At 55.6% G+C, this 22,191-nt stretch carries 19 protein-coding genes; 2 read left to right on the top strand and 17 right to left on the bottom strand.

Going from position 1 to position 22,191, the window contains the following annotated elements:
• Nucleotides 1-36: 36 nt before the first annotated feature.
• Nucleotides 37-666, top strand: a complete 630-nt coding sequence (locus tag D2E25_RS06600) for an HAD family hydrolase (protein ID WP_125981028.1) — start codon at nucleotides 37-39, stop codon at nucleotides 664-666.
• Between the two features lie 5 nt (nucleotides 667-671).
• On the opposite strand, the gene D2E25_RS06595 is transcribed toward D2E25_RS06600, so the two are convergent.
• Nucleotides 672-2,513, bottom strand: coding sequence for an ABC transporter ATP-binding protein (locus tag D2E25_RS06595; RefSeq protein ID WP_420897335.1), 1,842 nt, complete (start codon nucleotides 2,511-2,513; stop codon nucleotides 672-674).
• A 71-nt stretch (nucleotides 2,514-2,584) separates the two neighbouring features.
• Nucleotides 2,585-4,468 (bottom strand): ABC transporter ATP-binding protein, encoded by a 1,884-nt coding sequence (locus D2E25_RS06590; protein WP_241217064.1) that lies wholly within the window; start codon nucleotides 4,466-4,468, stop codon nucleotides 2,585-2,587.
• 122 nt (nucleotides 4,469-4,590) lie between these two features.
• On the opposite strand from D2E25_RS06590, the gene D2E25_RS06585 reads away from it, so the two are divergent.
• On the top strand, nucleotides 4,591-5,514 hold the full coding sequence (locus tag D2E25_RS06585) for a LysR family transcriptional regulator (protein ID WP_125981024.1): 924 nt from the start codon (nucleotides 4,591-4,593) through the stop codon (nucleotides 5,512-5,514).
• 41 nt (nucleotides 5,515-5,555) lie between these two features.
• Here D2E25_RS06585 and D2E25_RS06580 read toward each other — a convergent pair whose 3' ends face one another.
• The 15 genes from D2E25_RS06580 to D2E25_RS06510 all read right to left on the bottom strand — a co-directional run bounded on the left by D2E25_RS06580 (nucleotide 5,556) and on the right by D2E25_RS06510 (nucleotide 22,181).
• A complete protein-coding gene (locus D2E25_RS06580) occupies nucleotides 5,556-6,110 on the bottom strand; it encodes a TetR/AcrR family transcriptional regulator (RefSeq protein WP_241217063.1) in 555 nt (184 codons plus the stop codon).
• A 161-nt stretch (nucleotides 6,111-6,271) separates the two neighbouring features.
• Nucleotides 6,272-6,478 (bottom strand): hypothetical protein, encoded by a 207-nt coding sequence (locus D2E25_RS06575; RefSeq protein WP_241217062.1) that lies wholly within the window; start codon nucleotides 6,476-6,478, stop codon nucleotides 6,272-6,274.
• A gap of 304 nt (nucleotides 6,479-6,782) precedes the next feature.
• Nucleotides 6,783-7,481 (bottom strand): orotate phosphoribosyltransferase, encoded by a 699-nt coding sequence (gene pyrE, locus D2E25_RS06570; RefSeq protein ID WP_125981020.1) that lies wholly within the window; start codon nucleotides 7,479-7,481, stop codon nucleotides 6,783-6,785.
• A gap of 25 nt (nucleotides 7,482-7,506) precedes the next feature.
• Complete coding sequence (locus D2E25_RS06565) at nucleotides 7,507-8,469, bottom strand: dihydroorotate dehydrogenase (RefSeq protein ID WP_125981018.1); 963 nt, start codon at nucleotides 8,467-8,469, stop codon at nucleotides 7,507-7,509.
• Nucleotides 8,470-9,300, bottom strand: a complete 831-nt coding sequence (locus D2E25_RS06560) for a dihydroorotate dehydrogenase electron transfer subunit (protein ID WP_125981016.1) — start codon at nucleotides 9,298-9,300, stop codon at nucleotides 8,470-8,472.
• Between the two features lie 127 nt (nucleotides 9,301-9,427).
• Entirely contained in the window at nucleotides 9,428-10,393 is a 966-nt protein-coding gene (gene pyrF, locus D2E25_RS06555; RefSeq protein WP_125981014.1) for an orotidine-5'-phosphate decarboxylase, read from the bottom strand.
• Between the two features lie 15 nt (nucleotides 10,394-10,408).
• On the bottom strand, nucleotides 10,409-11,845 hold the full coding sequence (locus tag D2E25_RS06550; protein ID WP_125981012.1) for a dihydroorotase: 1,437 nt from the start codon (nucleotides 11,843-11,845) through the stop codon (nucleotides 10,409-10,411).
• Nucleotides 11,846-12,280, bottom strand: coding sequence for an aspartate carbamoyltransferase regulatory subunit (locus D2E25_RS06545; protein ID WP_125981010.1), 435 nt, complete (start codon nucleotides 12,278-12,280; stop codon nucleotides 11,846-11,848).
• A complete protein-coding gene (pyrB, locus tag D2E25_RS06540) occupies nucleotides 12,280-13,242 on the bottom strand; it encodes an aspartate carbamoyltransferase (protein ID WP_125981105.1) in 963 nt (320 codons plus the stop codon). Before pyrB ends, D2E25_RS06545 begins: the two co-directional genes overlap by 1 nt.
• A 284-nt stretch (nucleotides 13,243-13,526) precedes the next feature.
• Nucleotides 13,527-14,549: a UDP-glucose 4-epimerase GalE gene (gene galE / locus D2E25_RS06535; protein ID WP_125981008.1), complete on the bottom strand. Its 1,023-nt coding sequence runs from the start codon at nucleotides 14,547-14,549 to the stop codon at nucleotides 13,527-13,529.
• A gap of 437 nt (nucleotides 14,550-14,986) precedes the next feature.
• Nucleotides 14,987-16,498 carry a UDP-glucose--hexose-1-phosphate uridylyltransferase gene (locus tag D2E25_RS06530; protein WP_420897331.1) on the bottom strand — a complete coding sequence of 504 codons (1,512 nt, stop codon included), beginning with the start codon at nucleotides 16,496-16,498 and terminating at the stop codon, nucleotides 14,987-14,989.
• On the bottom strand, nucleotides 16,498-17,580 hold the full coding sequence (locus D2E25_RS06525; protein ID WP_125981006.1) for a phosphotransferase enzyme family protein: 1,083 nt from the start codon (nucleotides 17,578-17,580) through the stop codon (nucleotides 16,498-16,500). Before D2E25_RS06525 ends, D2E25_RS06530 begins: the two co-directional genes overlap by 1 nt.
• Before the next feature lie 95 nt (nucleotides 17,581-17,675).
• Nucleotides 17,676-18,629, bottom strand: coding sequence for an ROK family protein (locus D2E25_RS06520; protein WP_125981004.1), 954 nt, complete (start codon nucleotides 18,627-18,629; stop codon nucleotides 17,676-17,678).
• 81 nt (nucleotides 18,630-18,710) lie between these two features.
• The gene (gene gnpA / locus D2E25_RS06515) at nucleotides 18,711-20,963 is read right to left on the bottom strand and encodes a 1,3-beta-galactosyl-N-acetylhexosamine phosphorylase (RefSeq protein ID WP_125981002.1); all 2,253 of its coding nucleotides are present in this window, start codon (nucleotides 20,961-20,963) and stop codon (nucleotides 18,711-18,713) included.
• A gap of 57 nt (nucleotides 20,964-21,020) precedes the next feature.
• Nucleotides 21,021-22,181: an ROK family transcriptional regulator gene (locus tag D2E25_RS06510; RefSeq protein WP_125981000.1), complete on the bottom strand. Its 1,161-nt coding sequence runs from the start codon at nucleotides 22,179-22,181 to the stop codon at nucleotides 21,021-21,023.
• Nucleotides 22,182-22,191 lie beyond the last annotated feature (10 nt).

Raw genomic sequence — 22,191 nt, 5'->3', positions numbered from 1 at the left:
AAAGAGCATTCACAATCCGTTCTCGAGAGGTATTTCATGCCCAACTCCCCCATCACCGACGTTATTTTTGATTTCTGCGGCGTACTCATCGACTGGCAAGTCAGAGCCTGTCTCAACGGTCATTTTCCCGATGATGTGGTGAGCGCAATCTGCGCGGATGATGATCCGCACGGCTTCTTCCGCTACGAGGGGCGCATGGATGAAGGCGAAGATTTTGACACTATTTATCCCGATGTAGTGCGAGAACAAGGCGACGAGATTGCTGGCATTTTCCGCTATTACATCGATCATTATGATGATGCGTTAGATCGTCTGCTGCCGGGCATGCTTGAACTCGTACGCGATCTGAAACGTCACGGATATGGCGTGTGGGGTCTCACGAATTGGTCGCATGAGACGATTCATTTCGCGTTTGATAAATACCCGCAACTTGATGAGCTGTTGGATGGCACGGTTGTTTCTGGCGTGGAAAAAATGTTCAAGCCGAACGCTGATATTTATGAGCTTACGTTGAACCGTTTTGGTCTCAACGCTGCGCAATGCGTGTTCTTCGATGACACTGCGAAGAACGTGGCAGGCGCCAATGAGGTTGGCATTCACGGCATTCTGTTCGAGAATGCTCTCGCAGCACGCCAATCACTTGCCGCTCTTGGCGTGCGCTTGTAATCCCATTACTGCACTGCGCCTTGTATACCGGTGTACAGCGTGTAATACCGGCCGTGTTGGGCAATAAGCTCATCGTGGGTGCCGCGTTCAATAATGCGGCCTGCTTCGATCACCATAATGCAGTCAGCGTTGCGAATCGTCGATAAACGGTGTGCGATCACAAACGTGGTACGCCCTCGCATCAGCTCATCCATGCCTGCTTGCACTAGCGACTCAGTGCGTGTATCGATTGATGATGTTGCCTCATCCAAAATCAATGCTGGCGGGTCCGCGACGGCTGCGCGCGCAATCGCCAGCATCTGCCGTTGACCCTGGCTTAAGGAAGCACCATCACCAGTGAGCTGTGTGTGGTAACCGTTCGGCAGTTTTTCAATAAACGTGTGCGCGTTCGCGAGCTTTGCGGCAGCGATTACTTCGTCGTCGGTAGCATCGAGTCGGCCGAAACGAATATTGTCCATAATCGAGCCGGAGAACAAGTGCGTATCTTGCAACACCATACCGAGCGAGCGGCGCAGGTCAGCTTTGCGAATATTGGTGATGTCAATACCGTCGTAGGTGATCGTACCGGAGTCGATGTCATAGAACCGAGTGATGAGGTTCGTAATCGTGGTCTTTCCAGCACCAGTTGAGCCGACGAGCGCGATCTTCTGCCCGGGTTTAGCAAACATGGTCATATCGTGCAGAATCGTCTTGCCGGGAACATAACCGAACGTGACATGGTCGAGTCGGATGTTGCCGCGCATCGGCGTGATCTGGCCATCGGGCGAACGCCAACCCCATTGGTCAGTGCGGTCCGCGGTCTCTCTCAACGTGCCGGTTGTAGCATCCTCGCACACGCTCACCAACGTCGTCTTACCGTCATCCGGTTCGACTTTTTGGTCAAGCAGTTTGAAAATACGGTCCGCGCCAGCCAAACCCATAACAATCGCATTTAACTGCTGGCTGACTTGGCTAATCGGCATCGTGAAGCTTTTCACAAACGTCAGAAAACTCACCAAAGCACCCAGTGTCAGCCCTGTGGTACCGCTGACCGCAAGCCAACCGCCAACGAGCGCGCAGAGCACGTAAGCCACGTAGCCAAGCTGATTGTTAATCGGGCCTAGGAACCCGGAGAACATGTTCGCCTTATTCGATGCCTCATACAGTCGATCATTGCGTTCGCGAAAGTGAGCTTTGGCCGCATCCTCGTGCGTGAACACTTTCACGACTTTCTGCCCGCTCATCATTTCTTCGACATAACCGTTGAGTTCACCAACTGACTTCTGTTGACGCGAGAAATATGTGCCAGATTTGCCGGTCATGATTTTCGTCATCCAAATCATGATGGCGCATACTGCAAGCACTACAACGGTTAGCGGCACACTCAAGTAGATCATGCTGACCAGAATCATCACAATACTGAACAGTGAGTTGATAATCTGCGGAATGGATTGCGAAACCATTTGCCGCAATGTGTCAATATCGTTGGTGTACAAGCTCATCACATCGCCGCGCGAATTCGTATCAAAGTAACCGAGCGGCAAACGCTGCATGTGTGCAAACATGCGGTTGCGCAGTTTCATCATGAACCCTTGCGTAATAAACGCTTTCAACACGGCACTGACCGCATTGGCGATAATACCAACCGTGTAAATTGCAGCCATAATGCCGATTGCACTCAAAAGTGGCTGGAAGTCATGATGGTGCGAGGCGAGCATCGGCATTACGAAATTGTCGATGAGTGTTTGGAAGAACAAGTTACCGCGCACCTGCGCAAAAATCGTGACCACAATCAGCGCGATCACGATACTGTACTGCACGCCGTACATGCCGAACACGAACCGCATGAGTCGCATAAAAGTGCGCATTGGATGATCAAGTTCGCGAGCTTTCTTCGCTCCAGCCGCCCTACGGCCCGCATTGCCTCTTGGCCCTGGCATTAGCGCACCTCCTTATCATCGTCAACATCACTGCTATGTTGCGCTTCGGCTGTGTTGTTGAGCTGCGCAAACTGGTCTTCATCAAAATCGCCACCACCTTGCGTTTGCAATTCAACCAGTTCGCGATAAATCTCATTCGACGCTACTAATTCGTCATGCGTACCAACACCGCTGATATGCCCGTTATCAAGCACAACGATCATGTCAGCATCCTGCACACTAGAAATACGTTGCGCGATGATAATCTTCGTCACATCAGGCATGTGGCGGGCGAACGCACGGCGTATTTTCGCATCCGTACCAGTATCAACTGCCGATGTCGAATCGTCGAGAATCAACACGTTAGGGTCTTTAAGCAGTGCGCGTGCAATGCACAAACGCTGCTTTTGGCCGCCAGAAAAGTTCTGACCACCTTGTTCAACGGTTGACTCGTACCCATCGGGCAGCTTGTCAATAAACTCATCCGCGCACGCGATCGCACACGCTCGTTGGCAATCGTCAATAGTTGCGTTCGGATTACCCCAACGCATGTTCGACAGAATCGTGCCAGAAAACAGCACGTTGTTTTGCAACACAACAGCAACCTTGTCACGTAAAACCTTGCGATCATAATCGCGCACATCCACGCCGCCAACAGTGAGACTGCCGCCAGTAACGTCATAGAGACGCGGAATCAAGTTAACGAGCGTGGTTTTCGACGAACCAGTCCCACCAATAATGCCGACAACCGTGCCAGAAGGAATAGTGAGCGAAAGGTCAGTGAGTACATTCTCCGGACCGCTATTGATGAGCTGTTGTGCCATTTCAGCGCGACGTTTCGCTGCAGGATCGTTCTCAGACAGTGTGACAGACGGATACGCAAAATTGACGTGATCGAACACAATGGACCCGTCGCGCACAGTCGTAACAGGCTCGGCTGCAACCGCCATATCGTCATGTTCTTCAAGCACTTCAGCAATACGCCGAGCACTCGCAGATGACATGGTGATCATCACGATCGTCATTGACAGCATGACCAAGCTCATAAGAATGTTCATGCAGTACATGAGCAGACTGGTCAGGTCGCCCGTAGTGAGCTGGTTTTGTACGATCAAATGCGAGCCAACCCAGCTGATCAGCAGTAAACAGCCCCACACCGTGGTTTGAATAATCGGGTCGACAGCGGCGAGCACTAGCTCAGCCTTGAGGAAGATGTCGTAGATGCGTTTCGACGTGGCTTTGAACACGCGTGTCTGCATGCTTTCGCGAGCGAACGCTTTGACCGCGCGCATAGCAGTGACATTCTCTTCGACTGATTCGTTCATCGCATCGTATTCGGGGAATGCTTGGCGGAAATATTTCGCGGCGATAGACATGAGTACGCCAAGGATTGAACCGAGTATGATTACCGCGCCGAGGTAGATTAAGGCCATCGTGCCAGAGACCACGAATGCCATGCACATAGCGATAATCAAACTCGAGAACGCGCGCGGTACCATGCGCAAAATCATCATGAACGCGTTCTGAATGTTCATCACGTCGGTAGTCAAACGTGTCACGAGACTCGGCGTGGAGAACCGGTCAATGTTCGAAAATGAGAACGTTTGAATTTTGTCGTACTGGTCTTGACGGAGGTTCTTTGCGAACCCGGTGGCTGCACGCGAACCGAACACTGAGCCAAGGCAGCCGAACGTCAAACCGCATAATGCCACGCCTACCATGATTGCTGCAGTGCGACCGATGACGCTCATATCACCCTGCTCAACACCTTGGTCGATCAGCGTGGCCATAAGCAGAGGAATGACCATTTCACATGCCACTTCGCCAATCATCCACATCGGTGTGAGTATCGAATCTCGTTTGAATTCACCAACGTGCCGCAGCAGCGTTTTCACCGTCTTCACGCGCCCGCTCTCCTATGTGCCGTCGCTCGATATCGACTTAATAACCACGTCAGCCTATCAGAACGCCCGTCCCATTGCTATAACTTCTGTTCGGTATCTAGCGCCTGCTATAACTGTTCCTTATGACACTGCTGCAGCTGAAATATATCGTCAAAATCGTCGAATGCGGGTCGATGAATGAGGCCTCGCACGAACTGTACGTTTCACAGCCCGCGTTGAGCTCCTCGGTCAAGGAACTCGAAAACGAATTGGGTATTGAGATCTTCACGCGCTCCTCGCAGGGCATCGCGCTGACGGTTGATGGCGCTGAATTCCTCACCTACGCCCGTCAGGTGCTTGACCAGGCCTCTTTGCTTGAAGAGCGTTATAAGAACGCGAAGCCGCGCAAGCAGCTGTGCTCCGTGTCCACTCAGCACTACATGTTCGCGGTCGAGGCGTTCGTGGAGATGATCAATTCGATCAAGTCTGACGAATACGAGTTCACGATTCGCGAGACGCGTACGAAGGACATCATCAACCAGGTGGCCAACATGCTCTCCGAGATCGGCATCATTTACCTGTCCGATTTCAACAAGGACGTGATCGGTAAGATGCTGCGCGAGAAGCATCTTGAGTTTCACCCGCTGTTCCGCGCGCCGCTGCACGTGTTCATCGCCCGTACCAATCCGCTGGCGGGCAAGAAGAAGGTCACGATGGACGACCTCAAGCCGTTCCCGTTCATCCAGTACGAGCAGGGCGAGGAGGGAAGCTTCTTCTTCGCCGAGGAGGCGGTCTGGCCGGAGTACTCCCCCAAGCAGATCAACGTGACCGATCGCGCTACGATTCTGAACTTCATCATCGGCCTTAACGGCTATACGGTGTGCACCGGCATCGATAACGGCGATCTCAACAATGAGAAGATCGTCACGGTTCCGCTTGACACCGATGAGACGATGCTGGTCGGTTGGATTACCAACGAGCGTGCGAAGCTCTCAAAGGCAGCAGAGACGTATCTGGAGAAGCTCAAGTCAGTCGTCGCCTCGCACGGCTACAAGCTCATCGACTAATTGAATATGTTCCGCGATGGCATTTACTGGTGTTCAAACAATTAGCGTTGGAATGCGATACGGTGGATGCCATCGCGGATAGCTTTAGGGCTTTTAGGCTCGCCGCCGAGTGCTCGATGGAGGGTAAGCCCTTCGATCATTGCATCGAGCAGCACTGATGTTTGCGCGTCAAAGAAACGGTTCATGGTTTTCTGCACTGCTGACATCCAACGATCGCTGATGTCGCGGAATGACGAGTCACGCGCAGCAAGCGTATAAAACTCAAGATTGATATTAAGATCTGCTGGATTATTCAACACGTCACGTTCAATACTGGTGGCGATTGCTTCGCACGCTTCCTCAGCATTCGTAGCTGTTTTCATGCGAGCGGCGAAAGCGAGCACGGATTGGCGGGCGAATTGATCGAATGACTGGTGGAGCAGATCTTGGATTCCATCGAAATAATAGGTGATGGAGCCGAGTGGAACTTGTGCCTCAGCGGCAACGACACGGCACGACGTTCCGGCGACTCCGCGTCGGGCGATGACGCGCAGGCAGGCGTCGATAATGTTCTGCTTGCGGTTAGGGTCGGCCCGCCTCGGTGATGCTGTCTCCATATCGGCCATGCTACTCCCCTTCGTCTCCTGCGGCCGCCGGTTGCGAAAACGCTTCCGCAACGTCCGAAACAATTATGTACGATCGTACATCATGCCATGTACACTCGTACATGATTGTGAAAACCGCATGATTTCAACGTTTTATGGAGCCAACGAAAACACTATGGCAGCGGCCAGTATTTCGCGTGGTCCATCTTGCGGGAGATCTCACGCAGCTCCTCGGCGTTCTGCCTGTCAAGCTCGTCTCCCCCACTCATCTGATTCGCCCGGTCGTCAAGATGATGCTGCACTCCGAATATCGCGACCAACGCCGTGACGGCGACAGCCACAACGCAGACCATGATGATCAACAGCACCTGCATTGACATTGACGGTCTCCCCGACAAAACATTGCTTCTTGCTTTCCGCATTCGCGCAACAAGCCCATCTGGATTTCACGGAAAATAGTACACCGCGTCATTTGGCCACGCAGTACACCACACGCATATGCGAACAAATCACCGATCGGATATTCGGCATGACACTGCCGACACAAAAACTCCCTCCGACCATCGAACGGTCGGAGGGAGCCATCAAAAGAAATTCGCGAAAATGCGTCCGCGACGGCGGCCAGATCCCAGATCTGCCCTCACGGATCCTGATCAGCCGGCCGAGTACCGGACTTGGCGGGATTCAGGCGCCATACTGCTCGAGGTAGGCGTCGGCTGCGGCCTTGATCTCGGGGGTCACGTACGGCTGGCCGTCGGAGGTTTCGATGTGCTGGCCAGCCTCGAAGATCTCACGCACATTAGCAATAGCGAACACCGGGAAACCGAACTCGGCCTCGACGGCCTTGACTGCGGACAGGTCGGAGTCCTTGGTCTTCTCCATGCGGTCAACCGACAGCACGAGGCCCACGACTTCGACGTCCGCTTCAGCCTTGAGCTTGGGGATGACCTCACGCACAGCAGTACCAGCAGTCATCACATCGTCGACGAGCAGCACCTTCATGTCGTCCTTCAACTGCGTGCCGACCATCATGCCGCCGTCGCCGTGGTCCTTCTTCTCCTTGCGGTCGAACGTGTAGCCGACCTCCATGCCGTGCGCGGACGTCAACGCAATCGCAGTGGACACTCCTAGCGGAATGCCCTTGTACGCCGGACCAAACACAGTGTCAATGTCAGCAGGCAGATTGCCGGCCTTAATCTCCTCAACGATTTTCTCAGCGTAGAACGCGCCAAGCGTGGCGATCTTGCGACCGTCGTTGAACGCGCCAGCGTTAATGAAATACGGGGACTTGCGGCCGGACTTCAACGTAAAGTCGCCGAACTTGAGCGCCTGCGATTCCAGCAGGAACTCGGTAAAACGATGGTCAAGCGATGCAGTAGTCATGATTCTCCTTATTCACAACAATCAATCAGCGCCAAGTATCTCCCGCAGCCAGTTTCGCCGCGAGTTCAGGACGAGAGTCAAGCAAATCATCAAGTTCGCGTGCCACGCGGATTGGCGCCGTCGGATCATAGAGTGCAGCCGCACCCACTTCGACAGCGTTCGCGCCAGCGTACAAGTATTCGAGTGCTTTCTCACCGGAGTCAATGCCACCAATGCCAATGATCGGAATATCCGGCAGGGCTTGGCGCACACGCCACACAAAACCAAGCGCAATCGGGAAGATTGCCGGGCCACTCACGCCACCAGTACGGTTGGAAATAATCGGCTCCCCAGTACGAATGTCAATGCGCATACCGACCAGCGTGTTGATCAAGCTCAGGGCGTCCGCGCCTGCTTCAACAGCGGCACGTGCAATCAGCGTAATATCGGTGACATTCGGCGAGAGCTTGACAATCATCGGCTTAGACGTGAGCTTGCGCAAATGGCCAATCAAACGGCTCAACGCAACCGGGTCAGTACCCACAGACATGCCGCCGTGGCTCACATTCGGGCAGCTCACGTTAATTTCCAGCATGTCAGCCGGCGAATCGGCAAGCTTGGCAACAACCTGCGCATAATCGTCGTCACTGTGGCCAGCCACATTGGTAACAACAGTAGCGCCGAGCTCCTTGAGCTTGGGCAGTTCGTCAATCAGATAGTGGTCAACACCAGGATTTTGCAAGCCAACTGCGTTCACCATGCCAGCCGGGCTTTCGGCTGTACGCGGACCGGGATTGCCCTCCCACGGCACTGGAGAAACACCCTTAGTGGAGATTGCACCCATCTGGCTCACGTCGTAGAACCAGCGGCAGGCGGCCAGCTGGAATGTGCCGGAGGCAGTGCCGACCGGGTTCTTCCATTCGACGCCAGCGACGACGGTCTTATGCTTCCATTCGTGCTTCTCGTACACGTTGATCGGCTGTGCGCCGGTTGAAATGCCGTTGGCCATTCACTCCCCCCATCCGAGCTGCTGCGCGGTGAACACGGGACCTTCCGAGCACACCTTCTTACGTCCGTCCACGGTGTCGACCACGCACACCACGCAGGTGCCGTAGCCGCAGCCCATGCGCTGTTCCATGCTCAACTGGCTCGGGATGCCACGCTTGGAAGCCCACTGTGCCACCGCCTTCATCATCGGTAGCGGACCGCAGGAGAGGATTACCGGCTCCAGCCCGTCGCGAGTCAGTTCGCCGGCAGCTTCCATACGGTCGAGCAGCGTGATCACGTTGCCTTCCGACTCGTCGATGCTGACCGTCGCATCTGCATAACGGGACACGTACTGGTCGGCAAAATGATCGTTGCGGTAGCCGAACACGGCGGTGGTGCGCACGTCGTCGTTCGACTGGAGGTACTGCGCCGTGTAGATGAGCGGTGGCACGCCGAGGCCACCGCCGACGAGAATGTAGTGCGACGCGCTCTTCGTGTTGAAGGGGCGGCCGAGCGGGCCGAGTACGTCGATCGTATCTCCCGCACCGAGCTGGGAGAACTCGCTGGTTCCCTTGCCAACGACCGCGAAGATGATGCTTACTGTATCGCCGTCTACTTCGCTGACGCCGAATGGACGCGGCATCAGCTTCATCGGATCGTGGCTAAACAGATTGACGAACTGCGCAGGTTTCGCGTGCTTCGCAATATATGAGTCGATGAAGGTCAGACGGTATACGCCTTCAGTGAGCTTCGCGACTTCAGTGATCTCGACCGTGTGACGGCCGGGGAAATAGCCCGCCTCAGTCGCCTCAGCGACCACGTCGACGGTAGGGGTGAAGGTTGCTGTGGGCATTACTTCCTTATTTCTTCTCTTCGTGAACAATCAGCACCGTAGTCCAGTGTACGGCATGGACCGCACGAAGGCCGGTTGCACACAACACCATGAGTACTGCATGCAACCGGCCTTCATTCGTGCACAATCAGCGGTACACGTTGATACGCAGATCATCGCGCATGTCTTGCGCAGCGCTACGCGCAGCGGAGGCGACCAAGCTCAATGCTTCGTCAGCCGTCATGCTGTCACGATATTCACCACTCTTCTTCCATGCGCCAATAATGCCGCGTGACGAGTTGACGATCGCGCCGGAACCGTCTGCATCGAACATGCCAGCAACACCCGCAGCCGTACCACCTTGTGCACCGTAGCCGGGCACGAGGAAGAACGTGTGCGGCATACGCTTGCGCAGTGCAGCACCTTCTTCAGGGTGGGTGGCACCAACGACCGCGCCAACACGCGAATAGCCATGTTCGCCAATCGTTGCACTCCCCCAGCTTTCCACTAGATCCGCAACATGCTCATACAACTTGCCACCATCGGCAAGGTCAAGCTCTTGCAGCTCTTTGCTTGAAGGGTTCGACGTGCGTACGAGCACGAAGATATCCTTGTCGGCTGCTGTCGCAGCATCCACAAACGGTGTAATGCCATCAGTACCGAGGTACGGGTTGACGGTAACCGCATCCTCATGCCACGGGTCGAAGCTTGTGTCACCGCTAGCAACACCGCTCAAATGGCCAGCGTAGGCTGCCGCAGTTGAGCCAATGTCACCACGCTTAATGTCGCCAAGCACATACAAACCTTGCTGTGCCGCGTATTCGCAGGTCATCGTGTACACGTCAACGCCAGCAGGCCCCAATGCTTCATACATCGCGATCTGCGGTTTCACAGCAGGAACAATGTCGGCGACTGCGTCAATGATCGTGCGATTAAATTCGAAGTAGGCGACGGCAAGCTGCGCGGCGGGGATTTCAGCTGGATCTTCGACCGAATCGCTCACTTCGTCAGCAAACGATGCGACGACTTGCGGCGGCACGAGTGCCGGCGTCGGATCGAGCCCGACTACGCTCGGATTCTGCGCGTTTTCGATCGCCTCAATCAGTCGATCCATAACGTTTTCCTTTCCTTATTTGATCCTGCTGAAGACCAGTTTCGAACCGATCACTGTCGCGAGCGGCCGGCCAGTCACCTGCCAACCGCCAAACGGCGTATTGCGTGCAGCAGAATGGAACTGCTCTGGATCAACGGTCCAGTGCTCGCTGGTGTTGAGAATCACCACATTAACGTTCTGCGGATGCTCAACCTGGCTCAAGTCCAGTGTGCGCTTGACCGCGCACTTGGATGAGGTGTTCAACAGTCCAGCCACGTCGGTTGGCGCATGACCCATCAGGCGTTGCGGTGCAACCGACATCAGTTCGATAAGTCGCTTATCGTCGATATATCCGCCGTCTACCAGCACCTTGTGTGCCACACCGTACGCGCATTCGAGGCCGATAATGCCGTTCGGAGCGTCAAGGAAGCCACGCTCTTTTTCTGCAAGCGTGTGCGGCGCATGATCGGTCGCGAGCATGTCAACCGTACCGTCTGCGATTGCGGCGATCGTCGCCTGACGATCAGCAGCGGAGCGCAGCGGCGGGTTCATTTTCGCCAGCGTGCCGTACTTGAGTAGATCCTCGTCGCACAGAGCGATGTAGTGCGGCGCGGTCTCGCAGGTGATCGGTAGTCCCTCAGCCTTGGCCTTGCGGATTGCGTCAAACGAGATCGCTGTGCTGACATGCTGGAAATGCACGTGAACACCAGTTTCACGAGCCTTAGCAATATCACGTGCCACGATCTTTAATTCAGTGTCTTCGGGGATACCGGGCACACCAAGTTCGCGGGCTACTGGGCCATCGTTCACTGCGCCAGTATCGTGATGTTCGCAATGCTCAATCAGGTACAGTCCGGTCTTCTTGACGTTTACAAGCACGTCATCGAGAATGCCAGGCGTTACTGCAGAACCGTCGTCGCTGACTGCGGTTACTGGATGCTCAAGCTGGTATGCGTCTTTAGCGTTTCCGTGAACGGTCGCAGATGCTGGCAGATACTCTTGCCAACGGTCTGGATCGGTTGCTTCACCGCCAACACGGCCCTTTGACGCGCACACGCACAGGTCATAGCACACTGGCAATGCGACATCGTGTACAGCCTCGTAATGCTGTAAATAGTCGATTACTGTGTCATAGCCTGCGTCCAGTACTTCGGATGCTCCAGGCTCGTCGGCGCTCACTGGTTCACCGTCCATTGCTGGCACGGTGTTCGGCATAATGAGCACGTTGGTGTAACCGCCGGATGCGGACGCACGGCAGCCGGAGATCATCGACTCTTTGTACGTTTGGCCAGGATCGCGGAAGTGCACGTGAGGGTCGGCGAATCCGGGCGCGACGGTCAGTCCAGTCGCGTCGAATTCGCCGTCCGTTACTGCTCCTGTTTCAGTGAACAGCCGCGCGGCGTCAGACTCTGGGATTACCAGATCGATAACCTCACCGGTATCCCATACCGTGATGTTGCGCAGTGTCAGCATTTACAGTTTCGCTTCCTCATCGCAGTAGTCGCAACGATATTCCTGACGTTCAGAATGCGTCAGGTGGAACATCTGGTCGATACCGCGCTCGGTAGTGGTGACGCAGCGCGGGTTCTTGCAGGTGAGGATGTTCACCACGTGCTCAGGCAGCGTCGGCGTCTTCTTTTCAACGATGGTGCCGCCGCGCACGATACCCACCGTAGCCGTGCGCGCCACCAAGCCGAGCACATCAAGATCGATTGCTGGCGTCTTCTTGCCGTCCTCGTCTTCGATCTTGATAATGTCCTTGGTGCCGTACAGGTGGCTGTCGGTGTTCATGATCAACGCGAGCTTGGTCTTCGCCGGGTTGATCTTCAAATAGTCGAGCACTTTGAGCGCAGTGCCAGCTGGCACATGGTCGATAATAATGCCGTTTTGGATGCTGGTAACTTCCATCAGGCCTTGACCTCCTTAGCTTCAAGCGGTTCGTATCCGGGCAGTTCATCGCCTACCACAGAGCTTTCGAGCGCCATGCGCATGAGCATGCCGTTCTTCACCTGTTCGAAGTATGCGGCGCGCGGATCGTTGTCGACTTCGACAGCGATCTCGTTGATGCGCGGCAGCGGGTGCAGCACGGCCATGCTTTCCTTGGCGAGCTGCAGCTTGTCTTCGTCGAGGATGTACGTGTCGCGCAGGCGCAGGTAGTCGTCCTCGTTGAAGAAGCGCTCCTGCTGGACGCGGGTCATGTACAGCACGTCGAGGTCACCGATTACGGAGACGAGATCCTTGACTTCGGTGTAGGAGCAGGACGGGGTCGCGTCAATGCGATCGAGCACGTACTGCGGAGTCTTGAGCTCGTCGGGGCTGATGAGCACGAAGTGCACGTTACCGAAGCGGCACAGTGTTTCGATGAGACTGTGCACGGTGCGGCCGAACATCAAGTCGCCGCACAAGCCGACAGTCAGATCGGTGACGCGGCCGAAGCGCGACTGCAATGTAGCCAGATCGGCGAGCGTCTGCGTGGGGTGCATGTGGCCGCCATCACCAGCATTGATGACTGGCACGGATGCTGCGCGGGAGGCAACGAGTGCTGCGCCTTCCTTCGGGTGACGGATAGCGACTACGTCCACGTAGTTCGACACCGTTTTGAGCGTGTCAGCGATCGACTCACCCTTGGATGCGCTCGACAGCTGGGAGCCAGCGAAACCGATCACCTTGCCACCGAGTCGCAGCATTGCAGTTTCGAAGCTCAAACGAGTACGCGTACTCGGCTCGTAGAACAGCGTGGCGAGAACTCTACCATCGCAGGTATGTGCAACCTCACGACGATGGGAATCGATGTACTGCGCCTTGTGCAGTAATTCGCGAATCTGAGAAATGGAAAGATCATCAAGCGAAATAACGCTTTTGCCGATCATCGGCGTCTCCGCCGGTTCCTGTGCTTCTGACACGGCTCACCTTTCATGCGTGATGCGGATAAGGTGGCCACGGAAAGTGACCTATCCGACTATACACGCGAACCAGGCCACTGCGCGACATCCGCGCGTCACCATGTATTCACTTCTGCACTTGACGTGTGTATGGGCCGCATGTGCTTGGCGGTGACAATAGGCAATACAAAAAGGTCGTTGTGCTGTGTGCTGTACAGTTCACGTGTACAGCAAACAACACAACGACCTTATGCCGTGTGGCTAGAGTTTATTCACTCAGCGTCGCGGTAACCGTTCGGGTTCTTGGTCTGCCAGTTCATTGAGGAAGCAGCCATATCATCGATGCCCAGCTCGGCCTTCCAGCCCAGCTCGCGCTCAGCCTTGGAGGAGTCAGCGTAGCAAGCAGCGATATCACCAGGGCGGCGCGGCACTACAACGTACGGAATCTCGTGGCCAGCGGCCTTCTCGTACGCCTTGATAACCTGCAGCACGGAGTAGCCGTGGCCAGTGCCGAGGTTGTAGGTGAATACGCCCGGCTTGTCGATCTTGCTGATGACTGCAACGTGGCCCTTGGCGAGGTCGACGACGTGGATGTAGTCACGTACACCGGTGCCATCAGGAGTGTCGTAGTCGTCGCCCATGACCTGCACGGCCTTGAGCTCGCCGATAGCGACCTTGGCAACGTACGGGGTGAGGTTGGCCGGAATGCCCTTCGGGTCCTCGCCGATCAGTCCGGACGGGTGAGCACCAACCGGGTTGAAGTAGCGCAGAATGACGACGGTCCAAGAATCATCGGCCACGTGCACGTCGCGCAGGATCTGCTCTTCGAACAGCTTGGTGGTGCCGTACGGGTTGGTGGTACCGCCGGTCGGGGTTTCTTCAGTGATCGGCAGTTCCTTCGGAGTGCCGTACACGGTAGCGGACGAGGAGAAGATGATCTTCTTCACGTTGTGCTTGCGCATGACCTTGAGCAGCTCGATTGTGCTGTTGAGGTTGTTGTCGTAGTACTCGATCGGCTTAGCAACAGACTCGCCTACCGACTTGAGGGATGCGAAGTGGATGACCCAGTCGATCTTGTTCTCAGTGAAGACGCGATCCATGAACGCTTCATCGCGTACATCGCCTTCGTAGCTCTTAATCTTCTCGCCGGTAATCTGCTCAACACGCTCGAGCGACTTCGGCGAAGAGTTGCAGTAGTTGTCAACGCATACCACGTCGTAACCCTGCTCAAGCAGTTCGACGTCAGTGTGCGAACCGATGTATCCGGCGCCGCCGGTGACCAGAATGGTCGTCATGATGCTCTCCTTGATCATCATCCATAGGGTACCGTGCAGGCTCGTTGCTAGCCGTCACAGTATCCCTCTCGATACAGTCACCACTATACCACATCCAAACATTTTCAACCAAGTTCTACCAAAAACGAACAGGTTTTTTTCGAAGACGTTCGCATATACCAGCCGCAAACAATCGCAGTAACTGCACGAACGCTCGTACGCGCTCACTATACCAACGCACTAAAATCGCAGAAAATCAGCATTGTGCGCGGCTATTAGCTCTACACTCATCTGCTCCGGCGAGCAGTTTCACGATGATGTTGCCGCAAAATAGCACATCCCCGCATGTTCATAAAACTGCACAAAACAGCACATCGAACATGCGGGGACGGTCAGCAACATCTCACACCGCTCACATGAACAGCACACCGCATACCGGCCCGCTGTTCATGCTACGGTCACTGCGCTTGTTCAAAGCCCAACGCTTGCATAAACGACAGCGTGATGGACTTATCTTTAAACACCGCAGTATTACCAAGGATTCGCTCGCAAATAGAGCCGAGCTCATCATGCACAGCAGCCTCAATAGCTTCCGGATCACGATTATCACCCAGCACAGCACGCAGTTCATCCCACACCAGCGTGAACTCGCTCACCGACTCCGGCAAATCGCTACCAGCAGCAAGCGCTTGCTTAATCGCGCCAAGCTGATCAACCAAACGCCCCGGCAGAATAAACAAGCCTTGCGCTTCAATCAGACCAATCGGCTCCTGCTTAACCGGCCAAAACTCCGGATGCGCATGGAACACGCCTTCCGGATATTGTTCACTCACCGCATTGTTGCGGAAGATCAAGCTCATCTCATAACCGCGATCGGTAACAATCACACTTGGCGAAAGTGCCGACTGGCGGTTACCGTCAGCATCATGGCTAGCAATGCCGAGCGCCTCATTATCGTAGCCAACCCACGCTTCACGAATCGCATCGCTCACCGCGATAATCGTCTCGCGTGACGGCGATACTACGCGCACTGCAGTTCCCGGCCAGTCGAGGATTTCCACTACAGCATCGCTCCACTGAGCCGCATGCAATGTCTTCCATGCGGCAGCACGGTGCATGGGCAGCAACTCGCCACCACCCTGATAGTGGTCGTGCGCCAGCACAGAACCACCAATACGGGGCAGCGCCGCGTTGCAGCCAAGGAAGTAGCCTGGGAAGCGGTCCACAAAGTCCAGCAAGTGTTCAAACGTGTCACGGTCCACATGCATAGGCGTGTGTTCCATGTTCACGCAAATGCCATGCTGGTGGAAGTACCCGTACGGCGAGAACTGCCAGAACCACGGGGTGCCACCCAATTCAACCGGTACAGTACGCAGTGTGCGCTTGTTGCGTCCCGCAAAACCTTCGTTCTCATGGCAAATAGTGCACGAGGGGTATCCGCCAGCCACCGAGTTGCCAGCCGCAGCTTTTTTCATGTTCTTAAACTCAGGCTTGGCAAGGTTAATGGTCACTGTCAGCCCATGCGAATCAAAGCGCGGGTTGCGATCAAGCACTGCCTTCTTGACATAGTTGTTCGCCACGCAATAGTCGTAGAACCAGCGCATGGCACCCATGCCGCCCTCTTCGCGTTCAACCTGCTCGAAGCGGTTTTCTACCTTGGAAGGTGCGCCAGAGAGAATGCCCATTACTACATCAGCCCACACGGGGCCTTCATTAGCATCGAATAAGCCAGCAGCAACACCTGCTTGGCGGAATCGAGTCAACAGCTCGTCGGGCAGATCATCGCTCGACGAGGCTCCAGTAGGGCGATACGAGTCGAGACTGAACAGCTCAAACATACGATTGCGCGTCCAATCAGCGTCACGCTCATCCAGCTCAAGATGTCGAGTTGCATAGTCGATTAACTCGTCGATAACCGTGTACACCTGCTCCAATGCGTTGCCTTGCGCATTCATTGCAGCCTGTGCCATCAGTGCTCCTCCCCTGCCATGACATCGTCAACAATCGCGCGGATTTGCGCAGCCTTAGCTTCCATTTCCTGAACGAGTTTGATCTGCGTACGCGAACGCACGAGGTTGTGTTCCGGGTACTTCGTGGCGAAATACGTGTCGCCAGCCAAGTAGTCAGCGAGGAATCGCATACCGCATTCAAGGGTCATCATGTTGCCAGCGAAGGCGAACAGTTCAGCTTCGCGCGGCGTTACCGAGTTGCGCACTTGGCCAATGAACCCTTCAGCGTACGCGCGGAACAAGTCGGTGCTGAAGTGCACCTTGTCGAGATCTTGTTCATCCTCGAGTGCAGTGGATGCGCCGAAGCGAATTGAATCGCCAAAATCGTACAGCATGGAGCCTGGCATGATGGTGTCCAAGTCGATAATGGCACGTGCTTTGCCGGTCTTAGCATCCATCAGAATGTTGTTGAGCTTGGTGTCATTGTGCGTTACGCGCAGTGGAACAGAACCGTCAGCCAAGCCATCAGTAATCATCGAATACTGATCTTCGTGCGCCAGGTAGAAGTCAATCTCCGGGCGGCAGGTTGCAGCACGACCCATTTTGTCTTCTGCTAGTGCGGCTTTGAAATCCTCAAAGCGGTGCGGGGTGTCGTGGAAATGTGCGATAGTCTCGGTCAGCTGTGAAGCGTCGAAGCCAGCGAGGAAGTTTTGGAATTCACCGAATGCAGCGCCTGATTCACGGAACACGTCTGCGTTGGGCACCAGGTTGTAGGAAACCGTGTCCTCGATAAACGCGTATACCCTCCACGCTCCTTGCGGAATATCAATGTAGGAAGCACCATCTTTAGTGGGGATAATCTCAAGCGTTTCACGGCCCGAGGCGCGCAGTGCTGCAGTTACCAATTCGATGTTGCGCATCAAATGCTTGGTGTCTGGGAAGATGTCTGTGTTCATCTTCTGCAGAATGTAGCGACGCTGTGTGGTGCGCACGAGATACGTAACGTTGATGTGTCCGTCACCATAGGGTTCGATCTGTTCAATGTCACCGTCGAATGCAAAATGGTCGGCGATCGCAGCGAGCGTGGGGTCGATGTCGGTCATGGAATTCTCTCCTCTTGTGATATCCGGTATGTAGGTATACGTTGTCGTTATCTGTAGCGCAAGCCGTCATGTATGCTCAGCGCATCGTCGGCAGTTCAGATGCTTGCAGCCGCCCATGCTGCGCCAAGTGCGCCCAACGGTTCTGCAGCTGGAGCTAGACGTAGGCGGTCGGCAAGATGCAGTCCTTTTAGGAATGGGCAGTGTGCTTCGCGCCGTGCTAGTTCTTCAAGCGTGACATCAATCAATGGTTGACCAGTTTTAGCCATGCCACCACCGAAGATGATCAGCTTTGGATCGTACGCTTGGGCAACCATTTGTACAGTGTCCACGATGGCATGCGTAACCATTGCTAGTACGCGTTGGGCTTCCATGTCTCCCAAGTGGGCGGCAGTAATCAGACCGGGCATTGGTGGATTGGCCTTAGGCCATAGTCTGCCAACGGATGCACCAGAGCACACGGTTTCTAGGCAGCCGCGCTGTCCGCATGGGCATTCAAATTGGTTAGGATCAACCGGCACATGACCAATCTCTCCGATAGCGCCACTGTACCCGTGGAGAAGCGTGCCATTGTCGACAATGCCTGCTGCAAGTCCTGTACCGAAATTCAAAAAGACGATAGTGCCTGACATGTCGGTGCCAGCCAGCACATGGGCGGCGCCGACTGCTGCCGCATTCACATCGTTTTCTACATGCACCGGCAAACCAAGCTGTTTGCCTGCTAGAGCGCCAAGTTCAAGAGTGTCAATATCGAGGTTTACCACGTGAGCAATGCGGCCCGTTGCGCAATCAACTTGGCCGGGGATGCCAATGCCCACTGACAGTACGGATTCGAAGTGTTCGCCAGCAACGCTGCGTGCGATAGAAACCACGTCTTCGACGACCTGGTCGTTACCCCGGCGTGCGGGGATGCGATCGGTGGCTACGATGGTGCCGTCAGGGGCGACGAGCACAGCCTCGATTTTCGTGCCTCCGATGTCGATGCCGATTCTCAATCCGCAGTGACCGGCGGTCAACTCATCCGGATTATGCGATGTGGTGTGGGATGCCATGGGAAGTGCCTTCTGAAAAAAAGGAATGAGTGGATGGGGCTGGCCGACGGAAGGAGGGCGGCCAGCCCCATCGAATATGGGTTAGATCCTGCGCCAGGCGATTGCGCTCTGGTCGAGATCAAAATGCTCGACTGTGCCGCTTGGCAGCGTCACATCGGTAGACTGCGGTTGCGCAGTGTTGTTGACTACGCAATACCAGCCAGTTTCAGGGAATACTGCAACCTCGCACTCCGGGTTGGTGGAGCTGTAGGCTGCATACTTATCCTCGTTGTGGCTGGCCCAGAACAGCATGCGTTCGAGCAGTCGTGCATTAGCAGCCGAGTATGGCAGGCCAGAAACGTATACGCCACGGCCCTTGCCATATTCGTTCACGGCGAGCTGTACCTGACCGTTGTCGGCGCGCAGCAGGGTCACGTCTTCGCTGACGGGGAACGTGTTGGCAATCGCTTCGCCAAAGTCGATACCGCCGAGCGGAGCCTTGCCCTGGCCGCCACCGCAACCGGATAGCGGCGCGCGATAGCCGGCTTCCTGCCATGCTTCGCGTGCAGCTGGGTCAACGTGTACGTCTGCGGTAATGAAGTGGTCTGGGGTAACCGGCGGGAAGTACTTGTCGACCGACAGGGTCTGGAAGCGTTCCTCATCGACACCGAAGATGTCCGCGAGCTGGAAGAAGCGACCCTGGCCCCACTGAGAGCTAGGTTCGCCAACGCCGACGAGAGCGCCACCCTTGCGCACCCAAGCGCGCAGTGTTTCAGCAAGCTTCGGGTTGCTCGTCCACACGTCACCACCCGAGTAGGCCGTGTTCACGGGGCCGCCGGTGATGATCACGTCAAGGTCACTGTCTACGCCGTGCTCGAGTACGTCGTCGAAGCTGATGAAGCGCACGTTGACGCGCATACCAGAGAGCGCTTCGAGAATGCCGTAGTACGAGTAGGTCTGCTTGTTGGGCAGTGCGTGTGCAACCGTGTACGCCATCCACGAGCGCATCTTGCCCCACGAGTTCAGGATCGCAACGTTGAGCTCGCCTTCGGCTGGCTTGCCTTCGGTCTTGTCGTGCATGTCGCGGAACTCATCAGCAATGTGTTCGACCGCATCCACGAACTTCGGGAACTTGGCAGCCAGCGAGAGGTACCCGCCGTAGCCCATGCGGGCGATTGGAGAGCGCAGGATTGCACGGCGAGCCTTGCGCCAGTTATCCCATGCTTCAATGCTCGGATCGTTACCCTCGTAGAACGTGTCGGGGAAGAAGTATGGAAGGAAACGGCCTTCGGTGTACTTGACTCCCTTGATGTCGGCGATCATACGCGTGGTAGTACCGTCGCCGATGGAGCCGACGACTGCATCCAAGCCAAGGTCACCGAAACCGTCCTTGTATGGCTCGGTACCAATCCACTGATCGCCAAGGAACATCATGGCTTCCTTGCCGGCAGCGTGCGACATAGCAGCGAGCTGCTTGACGTTCTTGCGAACGAAACCGGACAGGAAGTCAATCCAGTCGCGCTGAGCCTTACGCGGCACGCGCCATGCGGAGTTGTAGCAGCCTTCGTCCACGAAGTCCTCCGGGCGCAGGCGGTAACCGTACTCCTTCTCGAAGTCGTCGAGAGCGGCTGGCGAAACGGTGCAGGAGCAGCCGAACCAGTCGACGATCTTCTCGCGGTGCTTCGGGTCGAACAGCAGCGTGAACTGGTAGAAGAACGTGGTGAAGCGCACAACGTCGGTGGTCGGGTTGTCCTTAAGCCACTTTTCGAACGTGTCAAACACGAACTTGCGGGTGGCTGGATGGTAAATGTCGAATGGAATCTCGTGTTCCTTGTCACCCCAATCATTGGTCAGGTGGTTGTACATTTCCACCGGATCCCAAATGATGTACGCGAGGAACGAGGCGGTGTATTCGTGCATCGGCGTGACGCCGTTCACGTGCACGGTCGGCTCGTCAGCGTCGAGCGTCCACTGGTCGGCGGGCACAACCTCGCCAGTGGTGCGATCAACGACTTCCCAGTAGCGGTGCGGGTCAGCATCGCGGTTGGGCGTGAGCTGTTCTTCGAAGAAGCCGTCCATGAGCGGAATGTCAACGGATTCGTCTTCGGCGAGGATGCGACGGGTCAGCAGGTAGACCTGCGGGGTCTCATCCATGTGCAGAGTAATCCACTCATTGTGTGCGCGGGTCGGGAAGTAGGCGCTGTAGACCTTCTTGCCGAGGGCGAGCACGGCGTCATCGAGGTGCGTGCCGTCGGAGTTGCGGATCGCGTCGGCTCCCCACAGCTCGGCGAGCTCCTTGGTCTTCTCAGCGAAGTTCTCTTCGCTGGGAATCGTGAAACGACCGGAGGTTGTCATGTTGTTCCTTGTTCCTTTCATTTCTGTGACAAATCAGACCCTGACGGATCGGAAAGTTTATATGCCGAGTTCGTTGCGCAAAATAGCGGCGGTCTCCCCCTTGACGACGATGTCATCGCCGAGTCGCGAGATGGAGACGTTAACTTTGGTACGAAATCCAGTGACTACAGCGTCGTTAATCGTCGCGCCAACAGCACCGATGAATGTGTCATTAACAATGCTTGATGGCCCGTAGAACACGACTCTGGGAATGTCGAGCATACCGACGGGCATGCTTAACGCGTTGCCCATCATGACGCCAGCCTCGTGCAAGATGTCACGCCGCCGCGCGGGATCTTCAGCCATGCACTGGTCAATCACTGATGATGACACGCATGTTTCCAAACATCCGCGTTTGCCGCATCGGCAGGTTTTACCATCAGGGCGAATCACCACATGGCCAATTTCGCCACCGCTGTAATTCGAACCGTGCACCAGTTGGTTGTTCACCATAACGCCAGCGCCAAGGCCGCGAGCAACGTGAATGACAATCAGGTCAGAGCCGCCACCGCCAAATTGTTCTTCAGCAAGCGCCGCACCGTTGGCATCATTGTGTACATACACGTGCACGGGGAAACGTTGACGCACAATGTGCGCAATATCAACGTTCGACCAGCCAAGTGACGTTGAGCGAATCACTACGCCGGAATCAGAGACAACACCAGGCGAGGCGATACCAACGGCAAGTACTGGTGAGGTGGCTGCGTCAACAAGCATTTCGATCATGTTGACAACAGTGTCTGTTTCCAGACTCTTGTCGAAGCGGAATGGCTCCTCTTTGCGGTAGACAACCTGGCCGATGAGGTTAGTGACTGCGCCGACGATGGCATCCGGCTGCGACAGGTCGATGACAACCATGTGCCGACTATCCGGGTCGATGCGTAGCGAAATGCCTTTCTTACCGCGATTGCCACTATCGCGTACACCGGTTTCCAGCACGAGTCCGTCTTCGATAAGCGTTGCTACTACTTCGGAGGTAGTGACGCGCGTGAGCCCAGTTTCGCGAGCGATTTCTGCACGCGATTTTGTCTCACGTGGAAAGAGTGCGCGCAATACGAGTGCACGGTTCGCTGCGCGAATAGCTGACGAGTTTACTTTTGCTAACACATTGTTCGGCAACACGCCAATTCGCCCGCCCGCGGATGCGTCAAACAGATTGCTTTGCATATCTTTCTGCATCTTCTACCTC

The sequence above is a fragment of the Bifidobacterium goeldii genome (assembly GCF_003951095.1).
GTDB classification, from domain to species: Bacteria; Actinomycetota; Actinomycetes; order Actinomycetales; family Bifidobacteriaceae; genus Bifidobacterium; species Bifidobacterium goeldii.
The sequence above is the reverse complement of the archived record's forward strand: the minus strand, read 5'-3'. Positions and strand labels throughout refer to the sequence as shown.